Source organism: Actinomadura chibensis NBRC 106107, from assembly GCF_001552135.1.
GTDB lineage: Bacteria > Actinomycetota > Actinomycetes > Streptosporangiales > Streptosporangiaceae > Spirillospora > Spirillospora chibensis.
Window position 1 is genome coordinate 36,779 of sequence record NZ_BCQP01000062.1, and the last position, 12,028, is coordinate 48,806.

General features: G+C 73.6%; 5 protein-coding genes. 2 read left to right on the forward strand and 3 right to left on the reverse strand.

Going from position 1 to position 12,028, the window contains the following annotated elements; genetic code table 11:
- Window positions 1-26 precede the first annotated feature (26 nt).
- Window positions 27-6,506, reverse strand: coding sequence for a type I polyketide synthase (locus tag ACH01S_RS33030; protein WP_067900953.1), 6,480 nt, complete (start codon window positions 6,504-6,506; stop codon window positions 27-29).
- Window positions 6,507-6,565: 59 nt separating this feature from the next.
- On the reverse strand, window positions 6,566-6,892 hold the full coding sequence (locus ACH01S_RS44665; protein WP_169809397.1) for a hypothetical protein: 327 nt from the start codon (window positions 6,890-6,892) through the stop codon (window positions 6,566-6,568).
- Between ACH01S_RS44665 and ACH01S_RS33035 the strand changes: the two genes are divergently transcribed.
- Together ACH01S_RS33035 and ACH01S_RS33040 are read left to right on the forward strand one after the other, a co-directional pair.
- On the forward strand, window positions 6,837-8,342 hold the full coding sequence (locus tag ACH01S_RS33035) for an MFS transporter (RefSeq protein WP_246236485.1): 1,506 nt from the start codon (window positions 6,837-6,839) through the stop codon (window positions 8,340-8,342). The two genes, ACH01S_RS44665 and ACH01S_RS33035, sit on opposite strands and share 56 nt — an antisense overlap.
- Before the next feature lie 8 nt (window positions 8,343-8,350).
- Window positions 8,351-9,583: a glycosyltransferase gene (locus ACH01S_RS33040; protein ID WP_067900956.1), complete on the forward strand. Its 1,233-nt coding sequence runs from the start codon at window positions 8,351-8,353 to the stop codon at window positions 9,581-9,583.
- A gap of 3 nt (window positions 9,584-9,586) precedes the next feature.
- On the opposite strand, the gene ACH01S_RS33045 is transcribed toward ACH01S_RS33040, so the two are convergent.
- Window positions 9,587-12,013 carry an MMPL family transporter gene (locus ACH01S_RS33045; RefSeq protein WP_067900960.1) on the reverse strand — a complete coding sequence of 809 codons (2,427 nt, stop codon included), beginning with the start codon at window positions 12,011-12,013 and terminating at the stop codon, window positions 9,587-9,589.
- Window positions 12,014-12,028 lie beyond the last annotated feature (15 nt).

Here is a 12,028-nt window from a genome sequence, read left to right on the forward strand (position 1 = left end):
GGTCGCGGGGTTCGTGGGGACGGCCCTCAGCGGGCCGGGGTGCGGACGGCGTCGCTCTCCCGCCGTCCGGCGAGCCGGGCGTCCAGGTGCGCGGCGAGCACGCCGACGCCCGGCGGGTCCAGCAGGTTGAGGTGGTGCGCGCCGGGGATCGGGACGATCTCCAGGTCCGCGCAGAACTCGCCGAACCCGTTGGTCCCGTCGAGTACGTAGCGGGCGTCGCGGACGGCCCAGGGGGTCTCCTCGGGCGCGCGGTACAGGATGACGGGGCCGTCGTACGGCCCGGGCCGGTACGCCTCCAGCGAGCGGGTGTCCTGGTGGGACGTGAGCTGGTGGGTGAGGGCGGCCGGGGGGATGTGGTCGACCAGGGGGGTGGCGCGCTCCATGACCAGCGCGAACTGCGCCTCCTCGGCCAGTCCGGACAGCTCCTCGTACGGCAGCGAGACCGCCAGGCCGTACGTCTCGTTGACGTAGTCGGCGAACGCGGCGAACCGGCGGGCGAGGGTGTCGGACTCGTCCTCGACCGGCAGCGGGAGGCCCGCGTCGAACAGCGCGACGAACTCGACCTCGCGCCCGCCCGCCCGCAACTGCCGGGCCGTCTCGTAGGCGAGGACGCCGCCGAACGACCAGCCGCCGAGCCGGAACGCGCCCTCCGGCTGCGCTTCCACGAGATACCGGGCGTACCGGGCGGCGCGCTCCTCGACGGGCGGCGCGTCCTCGAACCGTTCGAGGCCGTAGACGGGCTGGTCGGCGCCGAGCAGGTCGACGAGCTGGCGGTAGCAGGCCGTGGTGCCGCCCGCCGGGTGGGCGAGGAAGATGGGGCGGCGCGTCCCGGACGGGCGCAGCGGGCGGACCGGTTGCCGCGCCGCCTCCTCGTCCGCCGCCCTGATGTACTCGGCGACGTTCTCCGCGGTCGGCGTCTCGAACAGCTCGCCCCGGGTGACCTCGCCGCCGATCTCGGCCGTGACCAGCGCGACGACCTGGTCGGCCTGCCAGTCGCCGCCGCCGAGGTCGGCGAAGAAGTCGGCGGTGACGCTCACCCGGTCGAGCCCGAGGACGTCCGCGAACACGCGGACGGCGAGCCGCTCGGCCGCGTCGCGCGGCATGATGTACCCGCTCTCGCCGTTCGCCACGGCAACCGGCGCGGAGGCGGACGGCACTGAGGCTGCGGCGAGGCCCAGTTCACCGGCCGCCCACTCCTCGAACGCGTTGACGCTCGCGCCCTGGAGCAGCACGGACGCCGGAACCGTCAGCCCGAGGTCGTGCTCGACGCCGCTCTTGATCCGGACGGCGACCAGTGAGTCGAGCCCGAGGTCGGTGAGCGGGACGGCCGGGTCGAGCCGCTCCGGATCGAACCCGAGGACGGCCGCGATCCGGTGCCTGACCCGCGCGGCGATCATCGCGCGGGCGGTGGCGGGATCGGCGTCCTTGAGCGCGTCCGCGCCGGGCCACCCGTCGACGGCGAGAGCGCCCGCCGCCTCGGTCAGCGCGGCGAAGTACGGCATGGCGCGGATCTCGGGGAACAGCTCGACCGCCGTCCGCGCGTCGAAGCGCAGCACGCCGGTCGCGGCGGCGCCGTGCGCGAGCAGCGCCTCCAGCGCCTCGGCGCCCTCGTCCGGGCTGATCGGGTCGATGACGGCGACGGACGTCTCCGCCGCCCCGCCGACCCGCGACCAGGTCCCCCAGTTGATCGTGGTCCCGGGACGTCCGGAGGCGCGGCGGAAGGCCGCCAGCGCGTCGACGGCGGCGTTCGCGGCGGCGTAGGCGGCCTGGCCGGGCGAGCCGAGCAGCGCGGCGGCGGACGAGTGCGTGACGAACCAGTCGAGATCGGCGTCCCAGACGGCCTCGCTGAGCCGCCGCGCGCCCTCGACCTTCGCCGTCCACACCCGGTGGAGATCGTCGCGGCCGAGGTCGGCGACCAGCCGGTCGTCGATCGCCCCGGCGCCGTGCACGACCCCGCACAGCCGCGCGCCGCCCGCCCGCGCGGCCGCGACCAGCCGCTCCGCCGTGCCGGGGCGCGCGATGTCGCCGAGGACGACGGCGACGTCCACGCCGTCGTCGCGCAGCCCGGCGATCACCTTCTCGGCGGCCGGGCCCGGCCCGCTCCGCCCGGACAGGACGACGCGCCCCGCGCCGCGCTCCGCCAGCAGCCGCGCCGTGACGAGCCCGATCCCGCCGTACCCGCCGGTGATCACATATGCCCCGCCCCGCCGGACGATCCGCTTCCTCCCGCGCCGTTCGGCGGGCGCGCTCCGCGCGGGCGCGCTCCGCGCGAGCCGCGCCACGTAGCGGGTGCCGCCGCGCCAGGCGACCTCGCGGGCGGCGTCGTCCTGGACGAGTTCGGCCACCAGGTCGCCCGGACGATCGACGTCCACATGGGTCGCCCGTTGGACGCTCCGTTCGAACGCGAGTACGCGGGTCAGCGCGCTGATGAAGCCCTGGCCCGGCTCCCCCGGCTCGCCGTCGCGCACCGGGACGGCGGCGCGGGTCGCGACGTAAAGGCGCGGACCGTCCGGAAGCGACCGGCTCACCCCCGCGACGGTCAGGACCAGTTCCTCATCGACCAGATCAGCCGGGGGAACGACGAGCACGCCCTCGACCGGCTGCCCGTCGTCCACGCTCGGGTGCCCGTCGGGAACCCGGCCGGTGAGCCGATGCCGGACGACCCTCTTCCCGCACCCCTCCAACCCGGCCGCGACGGCACCGGCGAGGGCGTCATCGTCCTCGGCCAGCACCAGCCAGAGCCCGCCCTCGGCGACCGCGTGATCCGGGGAGAGCGGGGTTTCGTCCCAGACGACCTCGACCAGCTTGTCGGCCAGCGGTACGGGGATGTCGTGGCGCTCAACGCGGCGCAACGCGATGCCGGTCGCTTCGGCGAGGACCTCGCCGTCCGCCGCCACCAGCAGGACCGAGCCCGTCACCCCGTCTTCGTCCCGGGTCACGGTCGCGTGGACGTGCCCGCCGCGATGCGTCGGCCCGTGGACGCGCAGCGTGCCGATGCTCCCGGCCAGCCAGACGCCGCCCGCGACGGCCGCCGCCTCGTCCGACAGGACGGCCAGGCACCGATCGAACACCTCGGGATGCAGCCGGTAATGGCGGCTGCCCCGTCCGGCGCCCGCGACCACCGTGGCCGCGCCGCGCTCGGAAGGAGGCGAGGCGTCCCGGTGGTCCTCGCCGACGTCGGCGCTGGCGAGCCGCGTCCACGTGCCCGCCGGGGTCAGCGCGTGGACCTCCACCCGCTGCTCCGCCTCGGCGAACGTCGTCGTCACGGTGGTGTGCTCGGCGAGGGCGAGCGGACGCTCCATCCACAGGCCGTTGACGCGGACGTCCTCGGTGCCGAGCGCGATGGCTCCGGCGGCCAGCGCCATCTCCGCGAACGCCGCGACCGGCAGCGCGTGCAGCCCGTGGACGGTCGCGCCGTCCAGCCAAGGCTGGACGGCGAGCCCGACGTCGGCGCGCCAGGCGTGCCGGTCCTCGCCGGGGAGTTCGACGTGCGCGCCGAGCAGCGGATGCTCGTCCCTGCCGCGACGGCCGCGCGCGGGCAGGTCGGTCCAGTGCCGCTCGTGCCGCCACGGCGACGGCGGGACGTCGGCGATCCGCCCGCCGGAGGGCCCGGCGACCGCGTGGCCGTGCGCGCCCAGGGTGGCGAGCTGCGCGTGGAAGGCCAGCGTGTCGTCGGTCTCCTGCCCCTTGGGGGCGCGTTTGAGCGTGTGGGTGACGAGCGCGCCCGTCCCCTCCAGGGTCTCCCCGATCGCGGGGGCCAGGATGGGGTGGGCGTTGACCTCGATGAACGTCCGGAACCCGTCGTCGGCGGCCGCCGCCACCGCGTCCGCGAGCCGGACGGGGTTCCGCAGGTTCGCCGCCCAGTAATCGGCGTCGAGCTTCCCGGACGAGGCGCGGGGATCGTCCAAGGCCGTCGTGTACAGCGTGATGCCGTCGGCGAGCGGGTCGCCGGGGTCGGTGCCGACGCCGGAGAGAAGGTCGCGCAGCTCGGGGAGGAGCGGGTCGACCTGGGGCGAATGCCCGGCGCCCTCGGCCCGGACCATGCGGGCGAGCCGCCCCTCGGCCCCGGCGCGCTCCACGATCTCGGCGATCTGGGCCGCGTCCCCGGTGACGACGGTCTGCCTCGGCGAGGAGTGGACGGCCGCGTGCACCTCGGGCAGCCCGTCCGCGAGGCGCGCGACCTCGTCCGCCGACGCGCCGAGGACGGCCATCGCGCCGCCGCCGACCAGCCGCGTCAGCAGCCTCGACCGCCGGCAGATGACGCGGACGCCGTCCTCCAGCGTGAGCGCGCCCGCGACGACGGCCGCCGCGACCTCGCCCATCGAGTGCCCGATCACCGCGCCCGGCGTCACGCCGTAGGACGTCCACATGCGGGCCAGGCCGATCTGGACCGCGAACAGCACCGGCATGGTGTCGGCCGGGCCGTCCGGTTCGCGGCCCTCTTCGAGCAGCGCCCACAGGTCGGGGCCGCCCTCCGCCGCGAACAGCGGGTCGAGGTCGTCGATGGCCTCGGCGAACGCGGGCTCCTCCTCCAGCAGCCGCTGCGCCATGCCCGCGCGCTGCGCCCCGTACCCGGAGAACACCCAGGCCGGACGGCCCGGAGCGCCCAGTGCCGTACCGGTCACCACACCGGGATGGGGACGACCCTCGGCCAGTGCGGTCAGTCCGTCGATGAGCCCTGCCTCGTCCCTGGCCGCGATGGCGGCGCGGGCCCGTCCACGGCCGCCGCGCCTGTGCAGGGTGAGGGCGAGGTCAGCGAGGTCGACGTCCTGGCCCGGAAGCCACGCGGCGAGTAGAGCGGCATGGTCGCGAACCCGGTCGTCGCTGGCATCGGACAGGGGGAACGTCCGCACGGTCGCGGGTTGGGCGGTCTTCTCCTGTGCGGGCGCCTTCTCCAGGACGATGTGCGCGTTCGTCCCGCCGAACCCGAACCCCGACACCCCGGCGCGCGCGGGACGGCCCCGCTCCGGCCACGGCGTCTCGTCCGCGACGACCGCGAGCCCGAGTTCGTCGAACGGGATGTGCGGGTTGGGCTCCTTGTAGTGCGCGCTCGGCGGGATCACCCCGTGGTGCAGCGCGAGGACGGTCTTGATGAGCCCCGCCATCCCCGCCGCCGACTCCAGGTGCCCGAGGTTGGACTTGACGGAGCCGAGCAGCAGCGGCGCGCCGGGGTCGCGTCCCGCGCCGAGGACGTCGCCGACCGCCTTCGCCTCGATCGGGTCGCCGAGCAGCGTGCCCGTCCCGTGGGCCTCGACGTAGTCGACCTCGCGCGGGTCGACGCCCGCGCCCGCGTACACGTCGCGGAGCAGGGCGCGCTGCGCGTCGGAGTTCGGCGCGACGAGGCCGTTGGAGCGGCCGTCGGAGTTGACGCCGGAGCCGCGGATGACGGCGAGGACGCGGTCGCCGTCGCGCAGCGCGTCCGGTAGCCGCTTCAGCACGACGGCGCCGCAGCCCTCCGCGCGGACCATCCCGTCGGCGGACGCGTCGAACGCCTTGCAGCGGCCGTCGGACGCCGTCCCGCCCGCGAGGTCGAACGTCATCGTGACGGTCGGCGACAGCAGCACGTTCACGCCGCCCGCGAGCGCCACGTCGGCCTCGCCGCCGCGCAGCGCCTGGACGGCGAGGTGCGCGGACACGAGCGACGACGAGCACGCCGTGTCGACGATCATGCTGGGGCCGCGCAGGTCGAGCAGGTACGACAGCCGGTTCGCGACGATGCCGAGCGCCGCCCCGGTCGCCGTGAACGGTTCGAGGGACGCGAGGTCGGACGCGGTGAACGCGGCGTACTCCGGCGCGGACACGCCGACGAACACCCCGGTGCGGGTGCCGCGCAGCGACGCGGGCGCGATCCCGGCGTGCTCGAACGCCTCCCACGCGACCTCCAGGACGAGCCGCTGCTGCGGGTCCATGGCCGCGGCCTCGCGCGGCGCGATGCCGAAGAACCGGGCGTCGAACCCGGCGACGTCGGCCAGGAAGCCGCCGAGCCGGGTCATGTTCGCGAGCAGGTCGCCGACCTCGGGGGAGCCGTCGTCGAACGGGTCCCAGCGGCCGTCCGGCACCTCCCGGACCGCGTCGCCGCGGCCGGTGAGGAACCGCCAGAACTCGCCGGGGCCGGTCAGGTCGCGGTCGCCGCCGGGGAAGCGGAGCCCGACCCCGACGACGGCGATCGGCTCGTCGCCCGCCGTCTCCCGGCGCGGCTCGGGCGCCGCGGCGGCGTCCCCGGCCAGCGCCGCCGACAGCTTGTTGATCGTGGGGTGCTCCCAGACGAGGGTGGCCGGGAGGGCCCGGCCGAGCAGCTGCTCCAGCTCGCCCGCGATCGCGACCGCGTCCCGGGAGGCCAGCCCGAACTCCTCCAGCGGACGGTCGGCGTCGACCTCGGCGGCGGGCGTCCCGGAGCGGCGCGCGATCTGCTCGATCAGCTGCCGCCGGACCGCCGCCGCGCCGGTCCGCCGGGTCCCGGCGGACGCGTCGTCCCGCGCCGCTCCGGAACGATCATTGCTCTGCATGCGGTGGGCTCCCCCAAATGAACCGGGATCGTTCAGCGAAGCGGAGGGACCACTTTGTCCTACGGCGCCGCGCCCACGATGCGCATCCAGCCCACTTTTCTCCCCGGTTCCTTGTCACGGTGATGACAAGACTCCGGCGTGTCCATTGTGGCCTGATGGGACAGTTGAGCCGCTGCGGTCCGGGAGTCAGGGCCGAGTAACGAGATGCCAACCAATAGTAACAATAGCGACGACTGGTTATAGGAGAAGCGGCGGATTTCCCGGCGCGCGCGGGACTGCACGCCGTACGCAGAGGTGACCCGGGGCCGATACCGATGGGCGCTGGCGGTGGTGGCCGTCAGCGCGTTCATGATCACCATGGACAACACGGTGGTCGCGAACGCCATGCCCACCATCATGAGCGACCTGGACATGTCCAACTCCGCCAAGGACTGGGTCGCCACCGGCTACATCCTCGCCTTCTCCTGCCTGATGATCGCGGGCGGACGGCTCACCGACGTGTACGGCTGCCGCGCGGTGTTCGTCTCCGGGATGGTCGTCTTCACGGCCGCGTCCGCCGCCTGCGGCCTCGCCGCCGACCCCGGGACGCTGATCCTCGCGCGGGTCACGCAGGGCGCGGGCGCCGCCCTCGCCCTGCCCGCCACGCAGGTCATGGTCACCGTCGGGCGCACCGACCGGCAGCGGTCGCTCGGCACGATCGTCTGGGTCGGGGCGGCGTCCAGCGCCATCGCGCTCGGCCCGGCGATCGGCGGGTTCATCGTCCAGCAGTGGAGCTGGGGCTGGATCTTCCTGATCAACATCGCGCCGGGCGCGCTGGTCGTGCTGCTCGGCCTCGTCGTCCTCACCGGCCGGGGCGAGCGCCGGGACGCCCGCGTCGACCTGCCCGGCCTGCTGATCTCCGCGACGATGCTGTTCGCGTTCGCCTACGGGCTGGAGTCGGCGAACCGGTACGGCTGGGCCGACCCGTCCGTGCTGAGCGTGTTCGGCCTCGCCGCCATCGCGCTGGGCTGCTTCGTCCTGGTGGAGGGCTGGGCGGTCGATCCGATGGTCGACCTGCGGTTCTTCCGGAACCGGGTGTTCACGGGCGGGCTCGTCTCGCAGATGCTGTACGGCATCGGCTTCAACGGGATGATCTTCTACTCGGCGACGTTCCTGCAGCGGTTCCTCGGTTTCTCGCCGCCCGAGGCCGGGCTCGTCATGCTGCCCCCGGCCATCGCGATCATGGTGCTGACGCCCGTCGCGTTCTGGCTGGCGGCGAAGCTCGGGCCGCGTCCCGCGATCGGCGGCGGCCTCGCGCTGATGGCGTTCGGCATGTTCCTGTTCTCCACGATCCAGCGCGGCGACGGCTACGCCGACCTCATGCCCGGCGTCATGATCGTCGGGGCGGGCGCGGCGATGGGCATGCCGCTCGTCATGTACGTGCTGAAGGCCGTCCCGGAGCAGCGGGCGGGGGTGGCGAGCGGCATCATCAACGTGGTCCGCGAGGCGTCGGGCGCGTTCGGCATCGCGATCGTCGGGCTGCTCGTCCACCACGTCCCCGAGCGGGGCGCCTCGCCCGCCGAACTGGAGACGTTCCGGGACGGGACGGCGTCGGGCCTCGTCCTCGGCGCCGCGCTGGTCCTGATCGGCGGGCTGGTCAGCGCCCTGACCCTGCCGGGCCGCCGCGGCCGGGCCCGGCCGAAGCACGGGAAGGGGGCCCCGGCCGTCCCCGCGCGGCCGGCGCGGCCGGTGCGGTATGAGCGTCCGGCGCCGCCGGACGGGTGGTACGAGCCCTATGTCCCCGATGATGTGCCGGTGGACGTGCCGCGGGTCCAGCCGCGCGGCGACGCCTGGTAGGAGGCCGTGTGAGCAGAGTCGTGATCTTCGCGGCGGGGTCGCGGGGGGACGTCCAGCCCTGCGCCGCGCTCGGCCGGGCCCTGCGGCGGCGCGGGGACGACGTGCGGCTCGTGGCGAGCGCGCGGTACGCGCCGATGGCGGCGGCGGCCGGGCTGGAACTGGCGGCCCTGACCGCCGATCCGCTGGAGATCCTCGAATCGGACGCCGGTCAGGAGTTGCTCGCGGGCGGCCGGAACCCGGTGAAGTTCCTGACGGGATTCCGCCGGATTCTGGGGCCCATGGCGGAGCGGCTGCTGGCTGAGTGTTCGGACGCCTGTAAGGGCGCCGACCTGATTCTCGGGCCCACGCTCGGTTTCCTTCCCCGGCATATCGGCGAACATCTCGGGATTCCGTGGGCGCTGATTCACTTTCAGCCGAGTCGGCCCACGGCTGCCTTTCCGCACCCGTTCGCGCCCCAGGCCCGGATGTTCGGTCCTTGGGCAAATAGAGGCAGTTTCCTGTTGGTCGATCAGCTCGCGTGGCAACTGTCGCGGCCGTTCATCAATCCGTGGCGGGACGAGTCGCTCGGGCTGCGGCGGCTGCCCCTGTGGGGCGGCCGGACGGGCGGCGCGCCGGTGCTGGCGTGCTTCAGCCCCGCCGTCGTCCCGAGGCCGACGGACTGGCCGTCCGAGGTGACCCTCACCGGCTACTGGTTCCTCGACGAGCCCGGGTGGGAGCCTCCCCGCGAGCTGGCGGAGTTCCTGGCGGCCGGGCCCGCGCCGGTGTACGTCGGGTTCGGGAGCATGGTGCCCGAGGACGCCGCGATGACCCGGCTGGTCGTCCGGACGGCGCTGCGGCTGGCCGGGGTGCGCGGCGTCGTGCACGGCGATCCGGCCACGTCGGACGAGGACGTGCTCGCCGTCCGCGACGTCCCGCACGCGTGGCTGTTCCCGCGGACGGCGGCCGTCGTCCACCACGGCGGCGCCGGGACGACGGCGGCCGGGCTGCGGGCCGGGGCGCCGACCGTGGTGTGCCCGTTCTTCGGCGACCAGCCGTACTGGGGCGAGCGGGTCGCGTCACTCGGGGCGGGTCCGGCGCCGCTGCCGTTCCGGGCGATGACGGTGCCCCGGCTCGCGGCGAGGATCCGGCGGGCCGTCCAGGATCGGGAGATGGCCGAGCGGGCGGACGGGCTCGGACGGCGCATCCGCGCCGAGGACGGCGTCGGCCGGGCGCTGGAGATCATCGATTCGCTGCTCCGCTGACGCTCAGGCTTCGTCGGTTTCCTCGCCCCAGTGCCAGCCCGAGCCGTCCGGGTTCGGGACGATCGCCCGCCTGACCTCGCGCGGCGGTGGCGGGGGCGGCGGCGGGCCGTCCGCCCACGGCGACCACGGGGCGCCGCTCCCGTTGGACGCCTCCGGCGGGGCCTGTTCCCAGTTGAGGGCGTACGAGACCGGCCTTTCGTCTCGCGGCGGCGGCGGAGGAAGGGTGGCCGGGCCGGGTGGGGCGCTGCGTTCGCGCAGGTCCATCCGGGCGTGCAGACCGGCGAGGAACCCCGGCAGCCACCAGTTCGCGGCGCCCATGAACCGCATGGTGGCCGGGACGAGCAGGGAGCGGACGAGCGCGGCGTCCACCACGACGGCGACGAACATGCCGACGCCGATGAGCTTCACGACCGTGATGCCCGCCATGCTGAACGCCGCGACGACGACGAGGAACAGCAGGGCGGCGCTCGTGATGATGCTGCCGGTGTGCTGCATCCCGGACGCGACCGCCGCGCGGTTGTCGTGCGTGCGGTCCCATTCCTCGCGGATGCGGCTCAGCAGGAAGACCTCGTAGTCCATGGACAGGCCGAACACCACGGCGAGGATGAGGATCATGCTCGTCGCCTCGACGCCGCCCGTCGGGGTGAAGTCGAGGATCCCCGCGAGGTGCCCGTCCTGGAACCCCCAGACGATCGCGCCGAACGAGGCGCCGATCGACAGGATGTTCATCGCGATCGCCTTCAGCGGCAGGAAGAGCGAGCCGAAGAACATGAAGAGGAGGACGAACGTGGCCACGCCCACGACGAGCGCCATCTTCGGCAGGGTGCGCATCAGGCTGGACATCAGGTCCATCTGCGCGGCGGTACTGCCGCCGACGTCGATGTGCATCGGGTAGCCGTCCTTGGACAGGCTCATTCCCCGGATCCGGGTGACGAGGTCCTGGGAGCGCTGGTCCATCGGTTCGTATTCGTGCGTGACGGAGACGCGCACCCCGCCGTACGTACCGGAATAGCCCGTGAACTGTGCCTCGGTCACACCGGGAAGGGCGGCCAGGCGCTTCCTGAACTGCTCCAGGTAGGGCGGGATGGGGTCGCCCTTACCGGTCGGCCTCCAGTTCCGCGGGATGAGGTCTCCCGACACGACGACGTCGATGGGTTCGGCGGATCCGTTGGGGAAGTCGCGCTTGACCGTCTCGACGACGGCCCGGGTGGGACTGTCCTTGGGCAGGACGCGCGCGTCCACACTCCCGAACTGGACGTTCAGGAACGGCCCGAACATCACGGCGAGGATGACGAGCACGACGGCGAAGTAGGGCAGCGGATGCTTCATCACGCTGTGCCCGAGGCGGTACCAGAAGCCGCTGTCGGGGTCGCGCCGCGCGCGCTTGGCCGAAGGCCGCCGCCAGGGCATCCGTCCGAATTCCACGCGCGGGCCTAGGAGCGCCAGCAGCGTGGGCAGGAGGACGGTCGCCCCGAACACGGCGACCATGACGGTGGCGATGCCCGCGAGGCCGATCGTCCTGAGGAACATCTGCGGGAAGAGCAGCAGACCGCCGAGAGCGGCCGACACGGTGATGCCGCTGACCAGGATGGTGCGTCCCGCGGTGGCCATGGTTGCGGAGAGGGCGTCCTCCGCGCTGGCGCCGTGCCCCAGTTCTTCACGGAAACGGCTGATGATGAACAACGAGTAGTCGATGGCGAGGCCGACACCCATCATCGTGACGACTTCCAAGGCGAAGGACGTCACGTCCGCTGCGTAGGTGACAACGTGCAGGACCGCGAGCCCGCCGACCATCGAGAACAACGCCACGACCATGGGCAGCAGCGCGGCGGTCAGCGCGCCGAACAGGACGACGAGCAGGACGAGCAGCGGCAGGGCGGTGATGAGTTCGGCGCGCACGATGTCGGTGACGACCTGCTGCCCGAACTCCTCACCGAGCGGGATGTTGCCGCCGTACTGGACGCGCAGCCCCGGCGCGGCCAACCGTTCCTTGATGGCGTGATAGTTCTTGATCTTGGCCGCGCCGTCCTCGCCCCGCAGTTTCACCGCGACGAACGTCGAACGCCGGTCGTGGGACGCGAACGAATGCGCGGCCTTGCCGTCGAACGACCAGTACGAGATGACTTCCTCGACATCGGTCTTCGGCAGCCGCCCGATCGTGCCGGTGACGCTGGCCTTGTAGCGCTTGTCGTCCACCGTCATGGTGTCGCTCCTGTAGAGCACCAGGACGTCGGGGTTCGTGCTGCCGAAATAGGTGGCGCCGAGCTTGGCGACGAGGGTGGACGACGCGTCCGGGTCCTCGAAGCCGCCCTCCTTGAACTTCGCGAACACGCCGAGGCCCCACGCCCCGGCGAGCGCCGTCGTGACCAGGATCAGGACGAGGACGGCCCAGCGTCGCCGGTGGATGAGACGCCCCAGCCCCGAAAGCATGGTCCTCCTGTGTCC